Raw genomic sequence first — 26,318 nt, forward strand, 5'->3', positions numbered from 1 at the left:
AAGGCGAGCTATTCGAATTCATTGACGCCTCATTTCAATTGAGGACTTTATGAGTCTATAATAACCTCGATGAGTCGAGGTGTCAAGACTTAACTTCACATCTTGCTGCACAAATTGTGTCATATTACATTTTGATCCTACCCTTTTTTGAAAAATGGCGGACCGAGATGCAAAAATGCAGTTCCCGGCCCGCCGCGGCCAATAGCACTGAAGTAAATCAAGTCACTTACTTCCGGATGGCGTACATTCCTCTCCAGCAGATCGATTAACCGGTCAAGTTCTTCTTCGTTCAGTTGATCTGCCCGCCTTCTTCCTCGATATCCTGCTCTACGCAGATGGTCGTCGCAACTGCAATCGCCAGCCCCTGCACGATGTCATCAAGCGGCATACTCGGTACATCCGGACGCCCTTCAGTCTGTTCGGAAATTAGAGGAATATGTATAAAGCCTCCGCGCATCTGCGGATATTTCGTTGCAATCAGATGAGCCAAACCATAAAACAGATGATTGCAAACAAATGTACCGGCCGTGTTTGAAACAGCTGCCGCAATACCCGCCTTGCGAATATCCCTCACGATGGCTTTGATCGGCAGCGTCGACCAGTAAGCGACAGGACCTTGCGGCACAATCGGCTTGTCAATCGGCGACTGCCCGGCATTGTCTGGAATGCGGGCATCGTCGACATTGATCGCAACTCGCTCCGGTGTGATGTTGGCTCGTCCTTCTGCCTGTCCGACACTGATCACCATGTCCGGCCGAACGTTCTGGACAGCCTGCCGAAGGCTTTCAATGGACCGGCCGAATTCGGTAGGCAGCTGTACGATCGTGATATTCGCTCCTTCCAGCTTAAAATCTGCCAACCGTTTGACAGCCTCCCAAGCAGCATTCGTCTCGGCCCCGCCAAACGGCTCGAAACCCGTGATCAACACATTTTTCATGATCCTTTTTTAGCCTCCCCCTCTACAAATCGCGAATCATAGCTAATACCAGTACCCACCTCGACTTTCCACAAGCCTCCTCAAGAAATCTGTAATCTAGCATGGTACATTATCGGTTTCCTAAGCAACTATCGCTCGACTATCACAAGTAACGCTTCCAAAATCAGAGTCAGGATTGTTAAAAAAGATAAGAATTTTTTTACGTTCTGAGTTTCATTCTTTAGTTGTTTATCGGTTACTTTCCCCTTTCTGTTCGCATTCTTTATTTGACTTATGTATATAATACTTGCTAAAAGGCAAAGAATGTACAATAAAAAACAGAATAATGCCCTCTGTCGCAAAAAAGACGATATGCCGGAAAAATCATTTATCACTCCAAGTAACATTCGGCTGAACTCCCTTTTAAAACTTTCATGATACTTCGGCCTTTTGAGTGCAAGTACAGTTTGAATAAAACAGCTTTTCAATCTGTTTCCTATTCAACAACCAAAGTTGAATAATTACTGTTCTTCCCCCCTTTAAATTATAGTGTATATATGCACTAATAACAACATAATTTTGAATATAATATTCTGTTTGTATCTATAACGCTTCTCTAAGCTTAAAGAGGGGTGAAACCGTGTTATTGCAACTCATCGGGGAAAGAATCCGACAAATACGGAAGGAAAAAGGCCTTACACAAGAAGAGTTGGCTGAGAAAGCTGGCATTAATGCTTCGTACATGGGGACTGTTGAACGTGGGGATCGAAATATCTCTATAGAGACACTTGAGAAAATAATCCAAGGGTTAGACATTACGCCTACTGATTTGTTTCAGTTTCATCAAATTGAAGATGAAGATGTGATGAATGAAATAAGTGAAATACTGGAAATGACAAAGTCACTTCTATATCATAGAACGTTGGAAGAGAATAAGCTCATATTCCGTGTAGTCAAAGATATATTGGCAACAATGGATAGTGTTAAGCAATAGTTGCTTTGAATTAAAAACATTATTTAAGAAAAGTCCAATCTCAATGTGAAACAGATGAAATAAGCTTCCGTTCTCGGGAAGCTTATTTCATCTGTTTTATTGACTGACCCAGATACTCTTGTGAAACACCGATCATCGTTACTCATTCCGGTTTCAGTTATGGTGTCAAAAAAGTAAGGAGGAAAAGTTTCGGTGATAAGCAATTGTCTGCCGCATTGCACCGGGCTTCCAGTTCGATGATATGCTTACAGTCTTCACCTCCTAAAATCTTTAAAACACCTTCACCTCGCGAATTTGCGAAGTGTCGTTCCAGCCGGACGTGATATTAATTTTAATATATCTGGCGTTTATAGGCGGGAATGTATAGGTGACGTCGTTCTCCCCATTATTTTTTGCTGTGTAGACCGTCGTCCATGCTGTGCCGTTTGTAGAGGTTTCGATCGTAAAGCTTTGCGGCCCCAATTTTTGTGCCAATGAGCTGTTTCGCGCAAAGATTTCTACGGCTTGAACCGTCTTCGCGCTTCCCAGGTCAAGCTGAAGCCATGCCGGCGCAGCACCAATGCTTACCCACATGTCCGTATCGGATTCAGTAATGCCGTCGATCGCTTTGTCTGCCGGGTAACCTACCGCTTCCGAAGATGCAGCAGCAGCCGCAATAGGCAATGGCGTCCTATTCTTTTTGAACGTCAGTTCTTTAATCATCACATTGCTGGCATAAGCGTCCGTAATGCTGAGCTTCACATAACGCGCTTCCGTTGGCGTCCATGAATAGTTTTCATACCGGTTGCCCTGATCGGCAACTGTGAGAACTGGCGTCCCCCAGTTTACGCCGTCGATTGAGGTGTGAACGGTAAAGCTTCTCGGCCCCGCTCCCCGCCAATTGATGTCATCTACGCCTAGCCATGAATCCGTTTCGCCGTCTACCGCCTGAAAGTATACTTTTGTTCCGATATAATCCGATACGTCCCACGTTTCCAGCACAAATGAATCACTTTGCGGCGGCTTGGCGCTGAACAAAATAGCATCGTCTGACGCTCTCCGCAAATAGAAGAAATTTTGATTATTTGTTCCCGCCGGGCCGTCGTAGCCTGCTTTGCGGAACGAGAAGATACCGTTCTCAACTATAAAGCTATCGCTTGTTATCGACCCAGTGGCTGCATTCCCATTGGAGTAAGATGCTGCATAATGTGTACCTCTATATCCGGACACACTCCCCGACGGGCTTTCTGCGGTCGGATTTGAACCGAACGCCGTCCCCGCCGTTGTCCACCCTGCCCAATTACCTGTTTCAAAGTCAAAGTTATTCAGCTGCATCAGATCATCGAACGCAATCCATCCGTCAATATCGTCCGAGGCGTTATTGTCCTCCACTTTAAAATAAACCTCTGTGCCGATAAAGTCGGAAACATCCCAATAATACTGAACGAACCTGCTATCCTGCGGAGGCTTGCCGACGATTAACGGCTTATCGTCCGAGGCGCGCATCAGCCAATAATAGTTTTGATTATTTGTCCCGTTCGGCCCGTCATAACCGGCACCGCGGAAAGAAAGGACGGGCTTTTCAATTACGAAGTTTTTGCTGACCAATGATCCGACAGCAGCGTTTCCGGCGACATGGGTGGTGGCATAGTATTTTCCGTCATAACCCGGGATCGGGATGATGTTCCGGCCCCATAGCAGCGTTTGATCCGTTTTCTGATACGTTGGTGCAGTCCCGAACCCCGTACCGTTCACCGTCCAGCCGGCATATGTGCCTCTTTCAAAGCCATAGTTGCTGCTTAGGGACACGTTATCTATACCAAGCCAGCCGTAGGAGCTGTCCGTGTTACCATCGACAACCTCCATATAAACGCTTACTCCCATATACGCAGTAACATCCCATGTTACATCCGTAAAAATGTCGCTTTGCGGCGGTTTGGCCGATAACAATATCGCGTTATCTGAAGTTCTCTTCAAATAAACGATATTTTTGCCGGCATTCCCAAGCGCACCGTCATACCCGGCAATCCGGAATGTCAGCAGTTCCTTTTCAGGTATAAAACTGTCAGAAGTAAGCGTTCCGGCAGCCGTATCCCCTCCAGTTTTCGAATCGGCCCAATACTTTCCTCTCCACCCCTTTACCAAGCCTCCGTGATCAGAGCTTACAGGAGCAGAACCGAAAGCAGTGCCGGAGACCGTCCAGCCGCTGTAAGTTCCCGTTTCGAAGGAAAAATCGGCGATTTCCTTGTTTTCCTTGTAACTGCTTAAGGAGACACTATCAATTCCCAGCCATCCATAGGAAGAGGCCGTGCAATTATCCGCCACTTGAAGATACACTTCCGTGCCGATATATTTCGCGACCTCCAGCCGTTGCACAGTCAAATGGTCACTTTGCGGCGGTTTGACCGAAATGAGAATGGCATTGTCCGAGGCGCGTTTTAAAAAGATGTAATTTTCATTATTCGTGCCGTTCGGCCCGTCATACCCCGCCATTCTAAAGCTTAGTACATCCTTGTCTATCATGAAATTCGGGCTTTGAAGCGTACTGGCGGAAGCATCGCCTCCCCAACGCGAATCGGCCCAGTACATCCCCTTGATTCCGGTAACCGTTTCGTCGTGCGTCCCCGAACTTGGCGCTGTTCCAAATGCGGCGCCAGAAATGGACCAACCGTCATAGCTGCCTGTTTCAAACGAGAACAATTCATTTTCATCATCGTCTGTGTAAGGATACAGCTCCATGCCGCTGACCGGATAGACGGCTCCAAGATCCGCCGTTATCGTTTGCGGATTGTTTGCCGAGGCGCTGCCTCCCTTCCAAAACCCGGCATCATCCTTGCTGCCGTCCGAAACATTGTTGGGTATATAGGGCTTCTCATACATGCCCGCCGTAACATTCGTAATCGGCAGCGAACCGTAAAGGAGCGCATGCAGGATCAAAGGCTGCGATGACGATGCGGTGTATTGAATTCGTTTTTGCGGCAAATCGAGCGAGCCCTCCTGGATGGTACCGCCGATGATGTTATTCCATGGTGCGGTTATATCCACTGTTATGGATGATCCGTTCAATGAAGGATAAGTCTGGATGGATAGCGTTTGTCCGTTCCCCATGTACTGCGGCTCGGCTGTCGCCCCTTTGGACAAATATTGCCCATTTGCCATATATTGCAAGTCGGCTGCAACAACCAGCTTGCTGTCATCCTTTTTATTCGTACCCATATAGGCCACGTGAAAACGGTCACCGTCGTAGCTTATCTTCCTTGTGACTCCGGCATAATCCGCAAAATCGCTTAAAATTTTGCCCATAAAACTGTCGTAAAACATTTCGCTGTCATTTACAGGAATTGTACAGAAAAGCACTTTACCGCTTCCGTAGGTATACTCCGCCATCAGCGTATTACCGTTGCCGTCTACCAGCACGGGCGTTGCTCCGCTCAGCAGCGACGTAAAAGCTTGCGCCTGACTGCTGTCAGAGACGGTAAACGCCGCTGTTTCCCCGGCTTTCAGCGATTTGAGCCAGGCCGGCTTATTCGCTGCCACGCTTGCTTTTCTGCTGGAAGTGGACGATGCAGCGCTTCCGCCGGAAATGCCCATCATCCAGCTCGATACACCGGTGCCTCCGGATACCGAACGAGACGATAAATTCAGTTTATAATTGAAACTGTCTTTGCCGAAGCCTACAATCGCGTTGCCCGAGCTTACCCAGTTAAGCAAATTGCTCTGCGCCGCATCCGACGTAAGTGTCAGGCTCGAATTTGCAGTCACAAGCAGCTTATAGCCTGCAAGCGCCCCGTCTTCGATCAGAAAATCGTCTATAATATCAGGCGTATCAAGATAATGGGCCCAGCTTGCGAACGGCCGGACATTGAAGCCGACACCGTGATCCCGGTCGTAAATATTCATATAGTCGTCGTAGCGGTATCCTTTCCGGTAATTGCTGGAATAAAACGAGTTATAGATCGCAACTTCGCTTTGCTCCGGAAGCGGGTCTACGGCCAGCAATCGCTCGCTCTTTCGGGCAAATTGCTGAAGCTCCGGCCCGGGCGTATACGATCCGGAAGGATCCCAGCCCGTTCCCGTCCAGCCGCTGCCGTTAAAGTCCTCCGCCATATTGCTGTTGTTGAATGTCCCGATACCTTTTGCCAACAAGCCGAACATCGTATCATCGCTAAGCTTGCGCGATTCGTAGTTCGCATTGTCCATGGCCGTATCGAATCCATGAAAACGCGCCGCGGCCGCTATTGCGGCCGGCCCGAATACTTCGTCCGCCGAACTGCTCGCGAGCACAAACGGCTTATAGTCGCTGACGGCTCTGGCGACCAAACCGACGTTCGCCTGACTTTCCATCGGGCTGAACATATGCGCGCCGTCGATCTCCACGTACAGAGGTTTATCAGTCGCAGATCTCACCTCAGAAACCGACTGCCGGATAAAATTCGTCATATAGTCGCGCAGCCAGAACATTAGATCCGACCAGCTTTGACGGTCATCGTACGCCAAGGGCATATTCGTCCGTTGCGGCAGAGGAGGCTGCACATCGCTCCAGCCATTATACGAGGTTCCCCATGCTGCATTCAGCGCTGCGATTCCGGCGTACTGCTTCTGGAGCCATTCACGAAACCTTGCTTTGGCTTGATCGTCATAGACATATAACGACGGATGGACGATATCCCCGCCGAAAATTTCCATGCCGCCAAAGTAGCCCGGACCCATTACTTGCTGAAGCCGAACATACGGATTATCACTGAAATGTTCAGCCATTTTTTTGTCGAAAGCACTGGAAAACGTTAAGTAATCGCTCGCAAAAGGATTTCCTCTCACTGTAACCGCAGTCTGGCTGCCATATTCGTCAATCAAGGGCGAATTTAATTGCGGCCATTTCGTCTCAACCAGTCCGATATTTTGCCCGATAAACATGTCAATACCATAATCGGTAAAGCGCTTGACCATCTCGTCTGTATATTCCCAATCATAATTCGCCTCCACTCTCGGGTCGCCTCCGTCCGGAAGCACCTGTACCTTATACCCGGGAGCGTAGCCCACAACGATGGCGTTAACCAATTGAATATTAGCCTTCTTCAGCGCATCGAACCCGGCATTCGTCAGCCGGGAAAAGTCGTAAAGATCGCCCGCTGATAATGAGGCAACCCGATGCGGCAAAATGTCTGAGAACAGGTAAACTTCTCTGAGCGCCGCCTGGCCGCCAAATCCTTCTGTCATCTTGATCTTTACATATCGGGCCTTGGCTGGGGTCCAGCTATGAAAAGTACGTTTATCCTCATCCAAGCCGACCGATTGGCGAACTGTATATGCCGCATCATCCTCGGACGTTTCAAACGTAAATGCCTTCGGTCCATAACCAGGGTCGGGATAAATCTCGATGGCTCCGACGTACTTGACACTGCCGAGATCAAGCTTGATCCATTGCGGATCGGCGCTTGACGGAGCTGCATTCGCCATCCATTTATTATCCGGGTGATCATACAATCGGTCTGAGGCTTTGGCCGGTTCATATCCGCTTTGATAGGATGAGGCGGTTACATCAGTGACAGGGATGGCATAATTGCTGGCACTGACCGTAAGGCATCCGGTCCATAATAAGGCAATACAGCCGCAAAATGCGCCAAAAGTAATCATTATTCGCTTCAAGTGCTCTTCATCTCCTCGTAATCCGCAGTGTCGGACCTTACCGTGTTGCCAATCAGGAAACGAGCATTCCAATCAAATATTGCGCATACCAGCGGATCAGAAAATCGTTCGGATGATTGATATTATTGCCCGTCATATCCACGAAGCTCTTGTGCAGGAGCAGTTCCTGATGAATGCCAGTCATATCAGCCACCGCTATCCCTTTCAATGCCAAACTATCAAGCGCCGGCTTGTAGTCGGCCTGCCGCTTGTAAAAATCCGTCTCCGGATTGGGCAAGCTCGGACTTACAAGAATGAACTCCGATTCGGGGTTGGTATGGCGAACCGTGTCCATGATATCCCGGATATTTTCCCGAAAAACCTCGGGCGATACGTCGAGGGTTCCATCATTCATACCGAACGCAATGATGACCAGATCCAGACGATGCGCCGCTACGCGCTTGGCCGCTTCCGCTTTGCCCCACGCGGAATCCTTGCCGCCAACCGACAGATTGCTGAAATCAATATCCGAACAATATGCTTTTCTCAGCTTATTTGCCAACAATTCACCCCACGTCGGCAGATAAGGGGCAGCACCGATTTTACCGCTCGTGTTCTGTCCTTCTGCAATGCTATCCCCGAATAGTACGAGCCGCAACGGCTGTCCCGCCCGCAGCTTGCCGATCGTCCGCGGCAGCGTCTGCCCGGCGAATTTCGGCACACTGCCTTGCCATTGACTGGTGTCATGCGTATAAGTGACGTTAATCTGGTTCTCGTGGAAAAAGGAACCTTCCCTGTATAGTACATTGCCTCCCCCTTTGCGCGGAAAATCCATTCCGGGGAGGTGTGTGGCTGGATACAGCTGCGATTTTTTCAAGACCGCTATTCTTGAGCCTTCCGGTACCTGCAGCAATCCATCCTCGTAAATCCAGTCCACGCCTTCCTCATACCGAATATCCTGTACCGAGTTCGTAACCGATACGATACGGTCTGGCTTGAAGAGCAGCTTTGCCGCCGGTCTTCCTTCCCCATCCGCCACCATTAGCAAAGTTTCGTCGTACATCGTCTTCCCATCCCAGAAAGGAACAAGCGCTCTTTCGATAGGGTCGGTGATTTCGACATATGAATCATTCATGCGTTCACCACTGACTTTTAGATAGAGCATCACTGCAGCCGCTAGTATGAAGATCAGCACCAGCATCGCTGCAGCCGTCAGTCGCCATCTTATTCGAACTTCCGGGCCGTCATATTTCCGCCCTGCTCGGATTTCATTAATCGCACAACACCTCTTCCCTATAATTTGCAGCAGTATCTGCTGCATTGTTCCATAATAGACCAAATGCCGGAATCTGTATTTGCCACCCATATTGAAGTTCAGCAAACTCGTAAAATTATTTTTCAAGCACGTAGTCGTTTTTCAAAGAAAGCGTTTGCATTTTATTGACATTGCTAAAACTGCCAGAAAATTTCTCTTGTTGTCCCCTAACAAAATCGAAAAATGGCGAACCTGGATGCAAAGATGCAATTCCTGGCCCGCCGCGGCTAACAGCACTGAAGTAAATACAGAATAGATCATTCATTTATTTTAATGTTCTTAATCAGGCAACATAATGGACTGGTAACTTAAAGCTTCATCCACCACTTCCTCCGGCGATAACTCTTTATCGTTCCAAAAAATCAAGTCACTCACTTCCGGATGGGGTACATTCCTCTCCAGCAGATTGATTAACCGGTCAAGTTCTTCCTCGGTCCCCTCCGCCTGCATAATCTTTTCAACTATTACTATTAGCTCCGATCTGCTTAATGACATTTTCATCCCTCCGAACATCTTAATCTTCTCTATCCCGCAGCATTGATTGTAATCTTGCTTAGTACATTATCGGCATATTGTTTGATTTTCCACAAGGCATTGAAAATTCCTGCCAGCAGAAGAAGCGCCCGAACACTCTTTAAGCAACTATCGCTCGACCTATTACAAGTAACGCTTCCAACAAGCACTTAATTAGCATAGAAAGAAAGGGATCGTCCCGACTCCTTCATCGTTCCCAGAAAACTGATGTCAATTACGTACAAATCCAGCTCGCAGTTCGATTGCCTTTTGCTGCTTTTATCCTCTTGTGCGCTCAGCAACATCAACATTCCAGCTAAATACAATTTGGATCTGCTCATCTATACTAGTCATAGCGCAATGTAAGCGCTTATATCAGGAAAACCAAGATGAACAGGAGGTAATGAAGAAATGTGCAAAAAAATGACAAATGGTCTTCTTGTGCTGCTCGGCGCGATAACGCTTGGCAGTGCAGCGGCCTATGCCAACAGCGCGCCGCCCCCTCCGGCCGAGACGGTCTCGCACTCGTCGGCGGAGCCGCGAATAGGATTGCTCGCCGCTATACCGGATATGTGGAACTTCCCGGATTCCGCAATTCAGGATTTGGCCGATGCCGGCGTTGAGGTGGTGGAACTGAAGGCAGTAGCGAACGATCCGGTTGCCCATCCGAACCCCGGAGGCGACGGAGTCATGAGCGCCAAGAACGTCTACGACTTCTCTCTGCTCGACGCCGAAATCGCCCGCTGGCAGGCAAAAAACATCCAGGTCGTCTTACAGGTAACGCTGAACGGCTCCTTTCGGCAAGACTGGTGGCCAGAGTATTATGCGGATTATGTAGCGGAGGACGGTTCAACCATTTCCGGCCGTTTTAACGTCTATTTGCCAGCATTGCAAACCGGTTTTAACAACTTTATCGGCCAGGTGGTCAGCCACTATTCCGGCAACGCCGGCGTCTACGGCTTCTATATCGACGGCCCCGGTTACTATGGCGAAGTGGAAATGTTGACCGATAACTATGCCCATCCGAAATTTTATAGCTATGACCCCTATGCCAAGAGCGCTTTTAGAGCTTATTTACAGACGATCTATTCCGATCTGGGCGCGCTCAATACAGCTTGGGGCCAGACCTACGCCAGCTGGAACGACGTTACTCCACCGCTGCCGGATGAAACGTTGTCGGTGGACAAGGTGGACCTGCGCCGAAGCTGGTCAGATTTCGTAACATGGAGGCACACGTTTCTGTACGACACGATGGCAAAATGGCTAACCACCGCCAAGAACGCAACCTCCAAGCCGATCGGCATCAAAATCGGCGGCGCCAAGATGGGCTCGAACTACCGTTCCGCTGCCTTCTCGGCCTCGACCGCCGATTTGCTGAAGCTGTTGTCCAGCGGCGGTCATCCTGCTTTCTTTGATGATACGAACAATGAAAATCTGTCTTCAATGCGCCACAGTACAACCATCGGCAATGAATACGGCATCCGCATCTGGGGTGAAGGAGACGGCGGTATTCCTGACGTTTCCTACAACCAGCAGCGGCAAAACGCGGCGAATATAATGCTCTCTGGTGCCGATACGATGCATTACGCCTACGTGGAATGGCTGTTTAAAGGCTTTGACTGGAATACGGCATCCTGGAAGGGAAATTTTGAAAAAACGAAGCACTTCTATTATTTGAAGAGCTTGAACGACACCGTGAAAAGCTACCGTCCGGCTTATGAGCCGAGCGATGTAGCTTTCTTCCAGTCGCATTACGCCTCTTGGTACAGGGGCGGAGACCGGACAAATCGCGATGTCAGCCTCGTCTACGATGCCGAGATGACGCATGGCGCCTACGGAAGCTATGCCTCCTGGAGCCGATATTTGTCCTTGCCCGATGTTGTTGATGAACAATTGATCCTCGATGACGTGCTGAGCCGGTATAAAGTACTGATTGTACCGAACACATCAAACACGGTCTCTCTGGAATCAGTGGGGAATAAAATCAAGACATGGGTTCAGAACGGAGGCAAGCTCGTTACATTCGGCCAAGGTTCGCTTACATATCAGATCGATAGCGACCGAAAACTGATCTCGCCCGATCCCGCGGATCCTGCCAACTGGAGCCTCGGTCTGAGCGGCGGAACCGCGGCGTCGGCTCCTGCCGGCAGCAGTTGGTACGTATCCGGCAGCAAGCCGGCATGGCTGACTTCCTTGCATGCAGCAGATCAGGGAACGATTCCTTCGATCGACCGCGTGTTCACTTCAGTGGCGCCGGGTGCCGTCCCGGTGATCGAAGACGGCGCCGGCAACGCGCTGGTTGTTGAATATCCCTTTGGCGCAGGGAGCGTTCTGTTCACCACGACGCCCGTTACTAATAACACATTCTTCACAGACATTATGCCGCTTATCGTCTCAGACTACGCAGACTCTGCCGGCATAGGCCGAAAAATCCGCTTCGAGCCGACATTCGTCGCAGGCTTTGTCGGCGTGAATACCAGTAACGGAAAGCCGCTGGCCGTCTCCTACAGCGGCAAAAATTTGATGGATTCCCAATACGACGAAGCCGGCGCATCCAATTTGCGTCTCGACTTCGACCCGTCGCTAGCCGGCGATGCCGAACTGCTGCAGTTCACTAAGTATTACGGCAATACGGCTTCCGTCGATAACGGCTACCGGGATACGATCACCGATGCGATTGTAACACCGGTCACCACGGATGGGATCAGTCTGTACCGAACGACCCGTCCAATACCAATATTCGATCTTCAAACGACCAATCAGAACGGCGACTATCCAAAAGAGAATATGATTGACGGCATGATCGGGGACGAAGAGCATGGATTCTGGGCAAGCACGCCCGTCCCCAATCAAACGATCATCGCCAATACGGGGAAGGAACATGTCTTACAGGCAGTGGTCATCGACCCCCGCCAGCACTTCGGTCCGAAGAATGTGACTGTATCCGTATCGTCTGATGGAATCTACTATACCGATACTTGGAGCGGAACACTGCCCGATAAGCACAGCGTCATTACGTTCAATCGTCCGTTACGAGCCCAGTTCGTCAAGCTGTACGTCACTTCCTCATACTCTTCTGACAGCACGATTCAGATTCGGGAGCTGCAGTTGTACGGACCAGAATCGGAGGACGATTCCATGAGGATCGCCCCTATGAGCGTGACCGCTATTTCGCAACACCCTGCGAATCCCTGGTCAAACGTTCATGATTTGAATGAAGCCACCTTCTGGAGGAGCGGCGCCTACCCGACAGAGCCGGCCCCTCAATCGCTAGTTTACGATCTTGGCGCGACCTATCGGGTAAACCGGGTAGAGATTCAACCTGTAGCAAACGAAGGCCCGAAAGATATCGATATTCTGGTATCGGAAAATGGCAACGATTACAGCTTTGCCTATACCGCAATAAGCGAGAAAGGCGGACAACTGCATACGTTTCGTCCTGTAGATGCCCGATTCGTCAAGCTTAACATCCGTTCCTCCTATTCATGGAGCGGTGTGGCGATAGCAGAGATGGCGGTCTATGCGACCGGAGCGAGGGCGCAGAGTGAAAAGGAATGGTTAGCACGGACCGTCCAGGCTTCCTCCTCACAGAGCTATTACGATTACAATCCGGCAAAAACGATGGACGGGGTTAAAGACTTGCCGGATGACAGCTTCTGGGTAAGCGGTAAACCGGCGACGGCCACAACGCCGCAATGGCTCGTGTACGATTTTGGCCAGATCCGCAAGCTCGGTCAGGTCCATATTTTTCCGAGGGTCGGTTACGGCAACAAAGAGACGGAAATCCAATTGTCCGCCGATGGCGTCCGGTATTTTACCGTAGCCAGCTACACGGCGCAGAATGCAGATCAAAACATATCTTTCGGTCAAGCGGAAGCGAGATTCGTCAAGCTGCTGTTCAAAAGCGGATACAATCCGGAAAACGTTCAGATTCGGGAGGCAACATTCTTCGAGCCGATTCGGGCGGGAAGCGACAACCGGCTGAGGATCGCTTCGGTTGATGTCTCTTCCGTCCTTCCCCCTAATGAAGCAGCCCATTTGACCGACGGCGTCTACAATCAGCTTGCCGGCTTCTATTCGGGAACAGAGCCTTCCGAGCGTTATCCGCAAACAATTACTGCCGATCTCGGCGAATCAAGACGCGTGCGGAAGCTCGTCGTCGACTCACGCATAGACGCTTATCCGCTCGGGCCTGCGGAAGTGATCGTGCTGATATCCAATGATGGTGAAAACTATGATCGTGTTTCTTCCGGCTTCCTTCCTCCTGGCCGGAACATCGTTGACATCGGCGAGACGACGGCCCAATATATAAAACTTTATATGAAATCGTCCTATAGCGGCGACGTTACGAATCAGTTGAACGAGATCGCAATATATGGCGAACCGGAAGCGTCCGCCCCGTCATCGGCGTACGTTTCCAACTTCAGTCCAGGCAATGCAGAAGGCTGGACTCTAATGCAGAGCTTGACAGGCTATATTTATTCCGGCACGTACTATCTCTCGATTACCGGGACCGACCCTTATCTGCAGTCGCCGGACGGCTTGCATATCGATGCCTCCAAATATGGCTACGTGAAAATCAGCATGAAAAATAACACGCCGGACGATACCGCCGAATTATACTGGCTGCGGGACGACGACACTACATGGGACTTGACGAAATATAAGTCGTTTGCCATCAAGCCGGTTGATAGCGGCTATTCGGAATATATCATCGATTTGTCTGCAGAACCAGAATGGAAGGGTGTCATCAGGCAATTGCGGCTGGCTCCCGCTAACAGCGCCGCCAGTGGCACGATCGAACTCGATTCTATCCGTGTAGACAGGGATGGCGCCGGCCGGGCGAGCTATGATATAACGGAAGCGATGACGCCGCTATGGCTGTCAAATACGATCTATAATGAATCCGTTCTGTTGATCTCGGAGAACGGGGGCGCTCCAGAGGCCAAACTCCATTATATGCCAGCCGCAATAATTTCGGTAAAAGACGCTGCATTAGGGACGGAATATCAGGAAGGAATCGACTGGCAATATGAAGCGACAACTGGCAAGTTGAAGTTGCTACCCGGCTCCAAGGCTGCTTTTATATCACATGATGAACTTTATCCCCAGACCTATCAGAACGGCTGGTCAATGTACAGACCCGGTTCCGGATACATTTTGTACCGTGAAGGCACTGATATTACGAGAAGGCAACTGGCCGTAACGTATACAAAGAATGAGTCCTGGGACGGTATCATCCCGCAATATGCCGGGACAGCGCTCACGCACACTGCGGCCAAACTGACTGCAGGGTCTCCACTCAAGGTCGTCCTGTTCGGTGACAGCATATCAGTTGGCAGCAATGCGAGTGGTTACTCCGGCGGCTTCCCTTATATGCCAAGCTGGGGCGAACTGTTCGTCCGCCAACTGCGCAGCGCATACAGCTCAGATATTGCCTTCGCGAATCATTCGCTCGGCGGCCAAACCTCCGCCTGGGGAGCGGCCAATGCGGGCCGGGTATCGGCGGAAAATCCCGATTTGGTCGTCATTGCATTCGGCATGAACGACGGTACCTTTGGCGTGACACCGGCGGACTTCGCTGATCATATCACTTCGATTATGGATGATGTGCTTGCAGTCAATCCGAATGCCGAATTCATTCTGGTCGCCACTACGCTCGCCAATGAAGGCGTATGCGGGGATGCAGCATGCAACCAGGTATTTGCGGGCAATCAGGCGGAATATAAGAACGCGCTCGATGATATTGCAAATCAGTATACCGGTAGTGTTATCATGAATATGACTGACATTCACAAGAAACTTTTGCAACACAAGCGATTTGAGGATATGACCGCCAACAATGTCAACCATCCCAATGACTACCTCATTAGATGGTACGCACAATACGCGGCTGCATTACTAATTCCGTAATGTTCAATCAATGGACCCGCGAGAGCTGCTTGTTCCCAGGTAGATTTCACTCGCGGTCCCCTGCCACTCTGCATCAAACAGATAGATGAAATAAGCTTCCGTTCTCGGGAGCTTATTTCATCTGTTTTATTGACTGACCCAAATACTCTTGTGAAACACCAATCATCGTTACTCATTCCGGTTTCAGTTATGGTGTCAAAAAAGTAAACCAAACCGCTTGACGAAACGTAACGCAGAGGCACAAAAATGCGGCATTGCTCTGTTTTACCCTTGACGACAAGCGGCTGGTCAGCTGCATAGCTGATATTCCGCATGATAGTGGATGCGGACAAAAGAAGCCCTAACACGGGCGCAAACATTTTTTTCACCGTACATCCTCCCTAGAAGAAAATCAAACAAGAGGCCACCACATTGTCATCCGCGATGACTTTCGGGATAGCCTCCTGAAATCTTCAAAACACCTTCACCTCGCAGATTTGCGAAGTGTCGTTCCAACCGGTTGCGATATGAATTTTAATATACCCTGCGTGGATGTGTCGATCGTAGTAGTAAAGTGCTTGCATTTTATTGACTTTGCAGAGCTGCCGATACACTAAGCCCCGCTGCCAGCAATTGTTACATCCCTGATTTGCATCTCGCTCTTGAACACGCCGGGAACCTCCCAGCCAATATAGATGGCATCGAGTCCTAAATCTTCGTATTCAGCGTCGGAAAAATAGCCATTCTGCTTGGCGATTTCCAGCGCTTTCTCTATATGCGGCTTTAACTGCAAATTGACCTTATGCCATTGCCCGTCGCCCGTAGGATGGTCGTAAATCAGCTTGCCGTCTACGGTATAGATCAGCTTATGCGTATCTCCTGCCAGATTAAAGCCGCTATCGATATGCCATTCGCCAGACGGAATATCTTCACGGTTATCGTAGATCGGTACACAGAAATTAATGAAGTCGCCGCTGCCCTTCTGGTCGCCTATAATTAAATAGAAGACAGCCATAGACGAATGAAGGCCGGGATTATATTCATCCGGCTTCATATACGAAAACGACTCCGTAATCCGCACTTCGAATTGCAGCGTAAGATCGTCAGCCTCACTGAGCCGATGCCGCTCTTTATAACGCTGTTCCAGATAAAGATGCAGCCATGGATCAGTCTGGCTGCTTCGCGGCTTCTTATATTCTTTCCCTGCATCCAAGCCGAGCGTAATCGTTCCGTCATCTGCTACGGCGATTGTTTTATACTCATTTTCATACAGATAGCGATCCCCGTCGCGCTTGCCGGTCATTTTGGCGGCATCGCTTTTGGAATTCCATTGCGTAACGATCCATTCTGTCTTTTTCCCTTCCAAGTTGCGGCCGAAGTCAAGCTTGCCGTTCACGCGGGCCGATCCGGGGATCGGGTTGAATACCATCGCCCCGCTTTCAAAAGCCGTATCCAATATCCAGTTATCCTGACCATGCAGCGCATCGCTTTTCTCAGGCTGACTATTGTTTGAGCAGCCTGCAGCAATGATAAGGGCAGCCGCTGCGCAGCACAGCAGCTGTCCTACCCTACCCTGGCGCTTTGTCGTCACTGCGCATTCGCCCCCTCTTGTACAGCATCGGTTAGTCCCGTGCTGACGATGTAGCCCCGCTCATCGATTAAATTAATATAGTAGGCTTTCGCTTTGTCAGGCAGGGCTGTCTCCAATGACAGCTTATACCGCGGCTCTTGATCTTGGTCTTGTTCCGGGAGCTGGATCACCTCCTTGCTCCAGACCGGGCTCAGCCGATCGGAAATATTAAGCATAAAATAAAGCTCTGCGGCTGTAATCGGCACATCTGATTCCGCTTCAACGATCACCCGGCGGTTTTCCAAGTCGGTTTCATGACGGACTACACGGGCAAGCGGCGGCTCTCCGCGGATAATATGATCGGCAAAAGCGTAAATTTCCGGCGGCTCCATTGCCGCTTCCTGATTATGGGGCATGCCGGGATGTATGCTCAAGATCGACTGTTTTTCCACAACCCGGTATGACTTCGTAAATACGGTTAATGGAAAATGCCCGTCATTATCGCCGTTTACCCACAGCATGGGTATGCGCGCTTCTTTCAAGTATGTTGAAGGCTCCCATAAACTCATAAATGCTGCTTGCGTTTCCGGTGCCCAGCTCCGGTAAGCATCGCCGAAATAACTTTCCGATTCGTGAACAAATCCGCTGCCATAAACCGGCACAGCAAATTTGAACCGCTCGTCAATCCCGCTCACGATTTCACTGAGTACAGCGCCCCAGGAAACGCCAACGATCCCAATCCGCTCCGCATCAATTTCCGGCAGCGAGCGAAGCAGCGAATGCCCCCTTATTACAGCAGCTACCGCGTGGTAGGTCCATTGTTCTTTCACCGGAGCTTCGATATCCTTCCATACGGCCTGATTAGCCGGCCCCGCCCATTCATGCGGCCGGAAGCTGCGCGCACCCTCATCCCATTGCGGAAGATGTCCTTCCAAATCCATGGCGATTGCCGCATAGCCTCTTGCATTCCAGACGCGAACCCAATCCGCGTAGGCTGTACCGGCCCCGCCGTGAACGAGAACCACTGCCGGCACCTTTTCTCCGGTTTCAGCCAGCCGCTTGGGCAGCCCGATATAAGCGAATACTTTGGTCGCCTTCCCCCAATAGAGCGGCCCCTCGTAAAAAAGCGCCTGCAAATCCGTGCCTTCATTATATTCAGGGGCATATTCGAAATGTGGAACCTCGCTTAATAGCTCGTTTTCCCAAGGAAGCATCGTCTGCTTCGCACCTCCCGTTCCTTGCAGCATAACAATCGCTGCAACTATTGCTATTGCTGCAGCAGCAAAGCCTGCCCCGCCAGCAACGATATAACGTGTTTTCGATCGTATGACAGCATCTCTCCTCCCGCCGGTTTATTTAACGGATGGCCACAGGCATTCCAGCCCGATACGTTCCTCTCGCTCTATCATTTTGCTTGTTCCGTCCGGTAGACGAACCTCCCCTATTAGTTCATCAAGTCCTGCAACTTGGAGCTTGAATGCACCGTCCGAGATTTGCCATGCTACTTCAATGACACGGCCATACATGACGACTTTGCCGCGAGCCCATCGAAGCTGTACCGGTTTCGGCTCGATGATGATCCGCTCGCAGCCGACGCCTCCCGGCTTCACACCTAAAATTTCACTCGTAAACTCATAGAGCGGTACGGCGCCCCATGCATGGCAATCGCTCCGCTGCGATACGGGATCTTCCAGCCATGTTGTTAAATTCAGCTTTACTTGTTCCCGCCATTGCTCCCACAGCTCAAAGCTTTGTTCATACTGACCCGCTTCCGACAACGCGCGGAACAGAAAAAAGGCCATCGAGTAGGAAACTTGTAGCAAGGAACGATCCTTCATCAGTCTGCCTGCAAGCTTACTGGCATGCTCTTCTTGTATGGCGCCAGATAAGATCGCCCATATTTGTGTATGCTGACTATACTGCTCCAGGCCGGCGCTATCCTGATAGAGCTGGCGCTCCTCCGACCAGCAATGCGTATTAACGGCACGAATGATCTGCTGTGCCCGCGTGCGATACTCGGCAGCCGTATCCGGCCGGCCAGTCACCTCATTGATCACTGCTGCCTTCTGCAATGCGTCGGCATACATCAAATTGTATACAGTAAGCGGGCCTGAGCTAACCGGAACACCTCGCGTCGTTTCCCATTCCTTTACCCAATCGACATAAGACCAGTATCCTCTAGGCATCTCGCCAACAAGTCCATCTGCACTCACACGCCGTCCGAACCAGTCCAGCACGGCATCTACAGTCGAGCGATAGCGGGCGGCATGCGCGGTATCCCCGAAATAAAGCAAATGATCATACAGCATCATAATCCAATATAGGGCAAATCCAGGAATGACTTGGGGTTGTATCGAAGGATAACGGCTCAGCAGCATACCGCTCGGCAGCATGGAACTATGAAACTCATAGATCGCTTTGCGGGCCAATCTGTCGTCTCCGGCTATGTTGTAGGTAAACAAAATTTGCAATCTGGTGTCCATACTATACTGCAACTGCTCATAATACGGGCAATCATAGTAGCCTTCATGCATACAGCGCTGCAGCGAGCGGACGCTAATATCCCATAACGGCTTCAGGCTGTCATCAGAGCTGGAAAATTCGCCCTTCACTTCCAGCGGATATCCCGTCTCCCGGTAATAGAAACGATGAAGCCTTAGCGGTTCCTCACTTGCGGTAATTTCCAGCTGTACGAATCGAAACGTCCGATAAAGGAAAGTTTCATACGTTTCCTTCTGTTCCCCAAGACCGGCAACGATATATTTTTCCCGGTAGCCGCGTAATACGTTGCCTTCCGCCTGATCCCGCACACCTTTAACGCCATCAGCCGATTCATAACATTCCGAGCACAAGAAGACAATTTCGCTATTTTGGCCGCCTTCCACAACCATTCGCAGATAGCCTGTCGTCAGTTCACCGGCATCCACTTCAACGGCAGCCTTTCCATGCGCGGGTACATAAATCCATGAGCGTTCAGCATCCGCTTGCCCAATTACAATCCCTTCGCCAGCATCAGTCCGCATCGTCCGGACAAATGAGCGATCCCGCTCAAACATTTCTGGTATGGTGCGTGCCGCAAGCTGCCAAGGCTGAAGAAAGCCGTCGTACAGCCAATAGGCTGGCCCGAGTTCTACTGCTTGTTCCCAGCCTGCTGATGCTGCATAATCAACCTCCTCCCAGCCGTGCGGAAGCAAGCTGCCCTGTACAAGCTCTCCGCCTCCTACACATGTAAAACTTTCCGGCAAAAAGGAAATCGCCTGATCTCTCCTGCATAGCCATGAGCTATCGGTATGGAGCTGTCCCAGCACCTCTCCTTGCCCGTCAAGCAGGCTTCCTTCAACAATAAGCGCTCCAGTATGGGCGCTAGGTACCGCTGAAGGACGCGGTTGCCCTTGTGCATAATGGAGCACCTTAATCGCCAGTACATTCGTACCTGTGTGCAAATAACCGCTCAAGTCAACCGTATCATAATAATGTGTCTGCAGATCGCCGCGTGCCGGACCTGTCGTGACAGATCTGCCATTCACATACAGACGGTAACGGCTATCTGCCGACAGATCGATAGTAAGCCGGGTCGAGCCCGGCTCTGTTACGTCGAAGGTTTTACGAAAATAGACAAGTTGATTGCCATGGTCATAGCCGTCCTCATGAGCGGCCCAAATCCAGCGTGCCTGCCACAATCTGTTTTCTTCCATCTTTGCTCCATACCTCCCGGCTTGCTTCCTCTATGGTACGAAGCAAATTTTGATCGCTTTTTGTTCTTTCAACATCGGTACAGCCTCGTTATAAGCTTCAAGAGGCAGCTCTGCCGTAATGAGCGGACGCAAATCAAGCTTGCCGGATACGATCAGTTGCAGCGCGTACTCGGCCGATTCGCGAAAATGCCCCGGATACCCGATGACGCTAAGTCCCGGATGATGGAGCTCATAGTCGTCGCGCTGAACGGCGAACAAGGCGACCGCTTCCTTCGTATGGTCCATCAAGTAGCGGACTGCTGACGGATAACCGACACAGTCGACGGATACATCGGGTGCATTGCCGCCGTAAACATGGCGCAAGTCAAGCCGTTCACTGCCTGCTTCAAACACATCCGCAGCGCCAAGCTGCAGCGCCATATCGCGCCGGGCAGCAAGCGGATCGATGCCGACGACTTCCGCAGCCCCTTCTGCCGCCAGCATTTGCAAGGCGATCAAGCCGGCAGGACCCAGGCCGTTCACGGCACACCGTTTGCCGGCAATGCCAACGGTTTCCTTCAACCGCAATATGGTGCCGGCTACACACATCGCCAGCTCCAGCGACACGACCTGGGTATAATGAAGCTCCGCCGGTACCTCGATCAAATCGCTTTCATTCATGAGGACATATTCGGCATAGCATCCGGGTGCGATTTGTCCCGGATCGCGCCATGCGCATACGGCAGCTCCTTCAGCCAGGCTGACATTATTGCCGACAGCAGCCACCGTGCCTGTCATTTCATGTCCCGGCTGGCCGGGCAAGTAAGGGAAGGGCACTTCCCCCTCCTGAATAAACATCGGCCTGCCATAGTAGATATGCAGATCCCACTGCGGGCAGGTCGTCACTGCCTTTACTTTAACTAACACCTGGCCAGGTCCTGGAGCCGGCACAGGAACCTCGATCACTTCGGCATGTTCCTTTTGCTGAATTACAACTGTTCTCATCATTTCATTCATCGGTATGGCTCCTCTATGTCTTCGTCTTCGTCTTCGTTTTCGTTTCGTCTTCTTCTACCAATCCAGCAGGACACCGAGACAGCTGTCCCGATTCGTGCGAATTTCTTCCCACGCTTCAGCTGCCGCTGCCGCCGAAAACCGGTGGGTGATTAGCGGCTTCGTCTTCAGCCATCCGTCATGGATGGCGGCAAGCGTCGCTTCCATCCGTTCATCCGTCCACCCTGACGGCGTATGAAGTGTAATTTCCTGCTCGCGCAGCTTTTGAATATCGATCAAGCCCTCCGTGCCAAGATAACCGGCCGATACCAGATGGCTGTCGCGCTTCATATAAAGCTGCAGTTGCCGAAATGTTTCCATTGCGCCTACCGTGTCTACGACCACTGCAATTTCATCACTCGTTAGGCAGCTGCCGGCAATTGATGCACGTTTCATATTGAACGTCCGGATCGGCTGCTCTGCCAGCCCCAGTCTCGCATCATGCCGTCCCAGCATAACTACATCGGCGCCGCGATGAGCGAGCGTTTGCGCAGCCCAATGGCCGACCAGGCCGTCGCCAATAACAACCGCTCGTTCGCCTGCGCGAAACGCTGACCTGGTTCCGCAATTGTAGCCTACCTGCGCAAGCACCAGCCCGGCGTAGACAGCTAAATCCTCCACATCATCCGGCAGCTTCCACACCTGATCCTGAGCGGATACCGACGGCTGGATATGTCCGGCCTCAGCAAAGAACAGGCCGGACACCTTGCTCATCGCTACAAATGCTTTGTCGCCAACCTTTAGGCCGGTTACTGCCCGCCCTACTTGTCTGACGATTCCGACCTTCTGGTAGCCGGCTGCGTGAGGGAAGGGCGAAGGATCGCCCTCCTTGCACGGCCGCTCTCCGGCGATCCGTTCCCCCCGGAGAAAGGAGCTTTCCGTTCCTGGACTAATCCAGGAATGCCGGACATCGACAACGACATCGTGATCGCCGGGCTCAGGAATATCAACCGTTTGATAAGCCACCTGATTTCGCTCCGTAAAAACTACTGCATTCCCTTTCACTGTTCATTCCCCTTTTGCCGCACTACTGTGCCCGTGTCTTGTCATACGCTTGTTGATAGAGCTCCAAATAACGCGCCAGATTCATATCTTCCAAGCTTTGTACGTATGCATCCCATTCCTTATCGATATCGACATCGCCGGTAATAGACCGCACAAGCATTTCATTGACCCGATTGTGCAGCGTCAGCTGCAAATCGGCTATTTCTGCCGAATCCTCATCCGATAAATATAGCGGAGGCATGATTTGCTCCAGTCCGGCCTTGTATGGATCATATTTTTCTTTCGTTTCCGTAAAGAGCATCTTTTCCAGCGGGTTCGTCGGATCATCGACCTGGCCCAGACGAAGGCTTGACGGGTTAAAGACCGGGCCGGAAAGCGACCAGTGCACATTTTGCACATTGCCCCATGATTTTAGCGCCTGCCATTTCGCTTGCTGTCCGTCTACGCCGATCTGCCCCTCCTTCGCCCAATCCCACTCTTCTCCAGGACGACCGTAAGTGCTGCGCAATGTCGTTTCCGTGTTGTACATGAAGTCAAGCAGCCGGAACGCCGCTTCCGGATTTTTCGCATCCTTCGTAATGACATAGGAACCTGCATTCAGTACCCCGTACGGATCATACGGTGTAACCTGCACCCCGCCCGGACCTTTAAGCGGCGGTACGGCCACATAATCCAGCCAACGGCCGCTCTCGCCGAAAAACTGGGTAAACTCGCCCATATGGAGCGTCGATACCGCCCCCAGAATCGGCACATCCGGATTTTCCCCAAGCTGCTTCAACTGGTTGCCGTCCTGCGACAATGCTTGCGGATCCATCAGGCCGTCTGCATACAGGCGGTGCAAGTAGTTCAGTCCCTCCTTCCATTCCGGCTTATTGTACGGAACGGCAACTTTGCCATCCTCAAGCACGAGCCAGGACAGCGGTGCATACGTAAAGGAATTCATCAGGAAGTTGTGCACCTGGGTAACATATCCGGTCGGCGAGCCGGAGAACGGAATTTCGTCCGCCTTGCCATTGCCGTTCGGATCCTGCGTCTTGAACGCCTTCAGAACGTTATAGAACTCCTCGGTCGTCGTCGGCATCGGCAAATTCAGCTTGTCGAGCCACGGCTTATAAATCCACATTTTTTGCATAAACATCCCATGGAAGCCCTCGTTCGGCGATGGCATCGCATAAATATTGCCGTCTGGAGTTGTAATCGCATCCTTCACATACGGCATCATGTCGAACATTGTCTTCGTCTCTTCACCGTATTGCTCAATCAAATCATTCAACGGCCGGAACAAGCCTTGACCGCCAAAAATCATTTGCTGCGCAGGAGAGATGCCCATCGTCATAATGACATCCGGCAAATCCTCGCCGCTGGCGAGTACCAGGTTCAGCTTCTCCGTCGCCGATTTTTCCGGCAAGATATCCCATTCAATATGAATATTCGTCTTTTCCTCCAAATACTTCGTAAATTCATTCGTCGCAAAATCTTCAACGAGCGAATTCGCATGGGTCATAATTCTGATCGTCGTTTTCTCTTCCGTAATCGGCATTTGCCCTGCCGGCGTTACAGCTGGCTTACCCTCAGGCTGCTCCGCCGCAGGCGGCGTATTATTTTTAACAGCCGGCTCCTGGCTGCCTCCTCCGTTATTTCCCGAACAAGCGCTTAATGCAAGCGAAAGCGCAAGCGGCATTGCAACCGTCATTCCGATCCTTTTCTTCAAACCTAACACCCCTTCTGTGAAATGAATGTTCATCCTTTCAAAGAACCAATCATGACTCCCTTAACAAAATGCTTTTGCACAAACGGATAAATGATCATAAGCGGCAAGGTGGCCACGACGATCAACGAATATTTAAGTAGATTGCTCAAGCCTTCTCGTTTCGCCGCATTTTGCACATCGACGACCGTAGTCAGCATATCCATATTGACATTGTTCTGGATTAAAATTTCCCGCAGCACGATTTGCAGCGGATATAAGTGCTGGCTTTTCAAAAAAATAAAGGCGCTAAAATATTGATTCCAATGACCGACCGCATAAAACAGCGTAATAACGGCGATGATTGGCATCGATAACGGCAGCACGATTTTACGGACAAAAGCAAAGTCGCTGCAGCCGTCAAGCTGCGCCGCCTCCAGCAATTCCTCGGGAATGGAAGTCTGGAAATAGGTGCGGGTTATGACGACGTTCCATACGCCGAGCGCGCCGGGGAGCAGCATCGCCCAGACCGTATCAAGCATCCCCAGGTTTTTGACCAAAATATAAAAAGGGATCAGCCCGCCTGAGAACATCGTCGTGAATACGAACAAAAACATGAAAAAATTGCGGCCATACAAATCTTTTCTCGCTAGCGGATAAGCGGCCAAAATCGTCATCGCGACATTGATCGCCGTACCAGCTGCCATATAAAATAATGAATTGCGGAACCCGGTCCAAATGAGCTTATGATGAAATACCGCCTCATAGCCATCCAGGGTAAAGCCGACCGGCCATAGCCATACCCGGCCTGATACAATCGCATCCGGGCTGCTGAAGGATGCACTGACAATATAAAGCAGCGGATAGATAACGGACAGCAAAAATAAGGTCAGCACAACATAATTGAAAACCGTAAACCAGCGGTCTCCGCGCGAATCGCGAATGAACGAATGGTCCATCCCTTCGCCTCCTTTCCCGTCACCATAAACTTGTCTGTTTCGTTTTGCGCGCAAGCTGATTGACGAGAATCAGCAATGTCAGATTAATGACCGATTTAAACAGTCCAATCATCGTAGAATAAGAATAGTTCATTCCCGGAGAATTAAGCGCTATTTTGTATACATAGGTGTCTATAACCTCCGACGTTCTCATATTGAGCGAATTTTGCATCAGCAATATTTTCTCGTAGCCGACATCGAGCATATGGCCCATATTAATGATGAGCAAAATGATGGCAATCGGCATAATGCCCGGCAAATCGATATGCCATATCCGTCTTAATTTGCTCGCCCCGTCAATGACAGCCGACTCATGCAAGGCCGGATCAATGCTGGACAGTGCAGCCAAATAAATGATGCAGCTGAACCCGACCATTTGCCAAATGCCTGACCATACATAGATCGACTGAAACCAGTCGGCTTTGGCCATAAAAGAAATCGGCTCAAATCCTAGCGCCTGTATGAAATGATTGACAACCCCTTTGCGCGGATCAAGCAGCTCGAAAATAATGCCGACCATCACGACAACGGAAATAAAATACGGCGCATACGTGATCATTTGCACACTCTTTTTAAAAAACAAATTTTTTACATAGTTCAAGCTCAGTGCAAGAATGATCGGAAACGGAAATCCGGCAAGCAAACTGTAAAAGCTGATCGAAATCGTGTTGCGTAAAATCCGCCAAAAATCATAGGAATGAATAAAACGGTCAAAATGTTTAAGTCCTGCCCACTCGCTCCCCCATATTCCTTTTGTCACTGTGTAATTTTTAAAAGCAATTTGCGCGCCGTACATCGGCACATAACTAAACACAATGATGAACAATACCGGCAGAGCCAGCATGAGGTACAACTGCCAGCCTTTGCGAATTTTTTGCCATCGCGTTTCTTTTGCCCTTACCGTCATGTTCACTTCTCACCCCCTCTCACTTTTGTGGCGATTTTTTGTAAGCCTTTACATTAGCGTAAATCTATTATACACTGGTGCTGTCATTTCGTATTTGGCTCTTATGTTGTTGTTCATCAAAATCTTATTCGTTTATTTAGTTTCTAACTGTGCATGAATGAGAATCTAGTTGTACAAAATCTACTTTTCG

The 26,318-nt window shown here is 50.4% G+C and carries 14 protein-coding genes; 2 read left to right on the top strand and 12 right to left on the bottom strand.

Going from position 1 to position 26,318, the window contains the following annotated elements; genetic code table 11:
- Positions 1 to 289: 289 nt before the first annotated feature.
- On the bottom strand, positions 290 to 937 hold the full coding sequence (gene pcp, locus ACFQ0N_RS15590) for a pyroglutamyl-peptidase I (protein ID WP_379327652.1): 648 nt from the start codon (positions 935 to 937) through the stop codon (positions 290 to 292).
- A gap of 619 nt (positions 938 to 1,556) precedes the next feature.
- Here pcp and ACFQ0N_RS15595 point away from each other — a divergent pair.
- Positions 1,557 to 1,910 carry a helix-turn-helix domain-containing protein gene (locus ACFQ0N_RS15595; protein WP_379327654.1) on the top strand — a complete coding sequence of 118 codons (354 nt, stop codon included), beginning with the start codon at positions 1,557 to 1,559 and terminating at the stop codon, positions 1,908 to 1,910.
- 270 nt (positions 1,911 to 2,180) lie between these two features.
- On the opposite strand, the gene ACFQ0N_RS15600 is transcribed toward ACFQ0N_RS15595, so the two are convergent.
- The 3 genes from ACFQ0N_RS15600 to ACFQ0N_RS15610 form a co-directional block, all read right to left on the bottom strand.
- Positions 2,181 to 7,535, bottom strand: coding sequence for a discoidin domain-containing protein (locus ACFQ0N_RS15600; RefSeq protein ID WP_379327656.1), 5,355 nt, complete (start codon positions 7,533 to 7,535; stop codon positions 2,181 to 2,183).
- Between the two features lie 52 nt (positions 7,536 to 7,587).
- A complete protein-coding gene (locus ACFQ0N_RS15605; protein WP_379327658.1) occupies positions 7,588 to 8,880 on the bottom strand; it encodes an SGNH/GDSL hydrolase family protein in 1,293 nt (430 codons plus the stop codon).
- 228 nt (positions 8,881 to 9,108) lie between these two features.
- Entirely contained in the window at positions 9,109 to 9,330 is a 222-nt protein-coding gene (locus ACFQ0N_RS15610; protein WP_379327660.1) for a bacteriocin immunity protein, read from the bottom strand.
- A 423-nt stretch (positions 9,331 to 9,753) separates the two neighbouring features.
- Between ACFQ0N_RS15610 and ACFQ0N_RS15615 the strand changes: the two genes are divergently transcribed.
- Positions 9,754 to 15,255 carry a discoidin domain-containing protein gene (locus tag ACFQ0N_RS15615; protein WP_379327662.1) on the top strand — a complete coding sequence of 1,834 codons (5,502 nt, stop codon included), beginning with the start codon at positions 9,754 to 9,756 and terminating at the stop codon, positions 15,253 to 15,255.
- A 592-nt stretch (positions 15,256 to 15,847) separates the two neighbouring features.
- Here ACFQ0N_RS15615 and ACFQ0N_RS15620 read toward each other — a convergent pair.
- From ACFQ0N_RS15620 to ACFQ0N_RS15655, 8 genes are all read right to left on the bottom strand, one after another.
- On the bottom strand, positions 15,848 to 16,825 hold the full coding sequence (locus ACFQ0N_RS15620; protein ID WP_379327664.1) for a hypothetical protein: 978 nt from the start codon (positions 16,823 to 16,825) through the stop codon (positions 15,848 to 15,850).
- Positions 16,822 to 18,051, bottom strand: coding sequence for an alpha/beta hydrolase family protein (locus ACFQ0N_RS15625; RefSeq protein ID WP_379327666.1), 1,230 nt, complete (start codon positions 18,049 to 18,051; stop codon positions 16,822 to 16,824). Before ACFQ0N_RS15625 ends, ACFQ0N_RS15620 begins: the two co-directional genes overlap by 4 nt.
- Positions 18,052 to 18,156: 105 nt before the next feature.
- A complete protein-coding gene (locus tag ACFQ0N_RS15630; protein ID WP_379327668.1) occupies positions 18,157 to 20,499 on the bottom strand; it encodes a family 78 glycoside hydrolase catalytic domain in 2,343 nt (780 codons plus the stop codon).
- Positions 20,500 to 20,529: 30 nt separating this feature from the next.
- Positions 20,530 to 21,495, bottom strand: coding sequence for a zinc-dependent alcohol dehydrogenase (locus ACFQ0N_RS15635; protein ID WP_379327670.1), 966 nt, complete (start codon positions 21,493 to 21,495; stop codon positions 20,530 to 20,532).
- A 54-nt stretch (positions 21,496 to 21,549) separates the two neighbouring features.
- Positions 21,550 to 22,536, bottom strand: coding sequence for a hypothetical protein (locus ACFQ0N_RS15640; protein ID WP_379327672.1), 987 nt, complete (start codon positions 22,534 to 22,536; stop codon positions 21,550 to 21,552).
- Positions 22,537 to 22,558: 22 nt separating this feature from the next.
- Positions 22,559 to 24,247 (bottom strand): ABC transporter substrate-binding protein, encoded by a 1,689-nt coding sequence (locus tag ACFQ0N_RS15645; RefSeq protein ID WP_379327674.1) that lies wholly within the window; start codon positions 24,245 to 24,247, stop codon positions 22,559 to 22,561.
- 29 nt (positions 24,248 to 24,276) lie between these two features.
- The gene (locus ACFQ0N_RS15650; RefSeq protein ID WP_379327676.1) at positions 24,277 to 25,182 is read right to left on the bottom strand and encodes a carbohydrate ABC transporter permease; all 906 of its coding nucleotides are present in this window, start codon (positions 25,180 to 25,182) and stop codon (positions 24,277 to 24,279) included.
- Between the two features lie 19 nt (positions 25,183 to 25,201).
- The gene (locus tag ACFQ0N_RS15655; protein WP_379327993.1) at positions 25,202 to 26,128 is read right to left on the bottom strand and encodes an ABC transporter permease; all 927 of its coding nucleotides are present in this window, start codon (positions 26,126 to 26,128) and stop codon (positions 25,202 to 25,204) included.
- Between the last annotated feature and the right edge of the window lie 190 nt (positions 26,129 to 26,318).

The sequence above is a fragment of the Paenibacillus sp. GCM10027626 genome (genome assembly GCF_042676285.1).
In the GTDB taxonomy this organism is placed as follows: Bacteria; Bacillota; Bacilli; order Paenibacillales; family Paenibacillaceae; genus Paenibacillus_Z.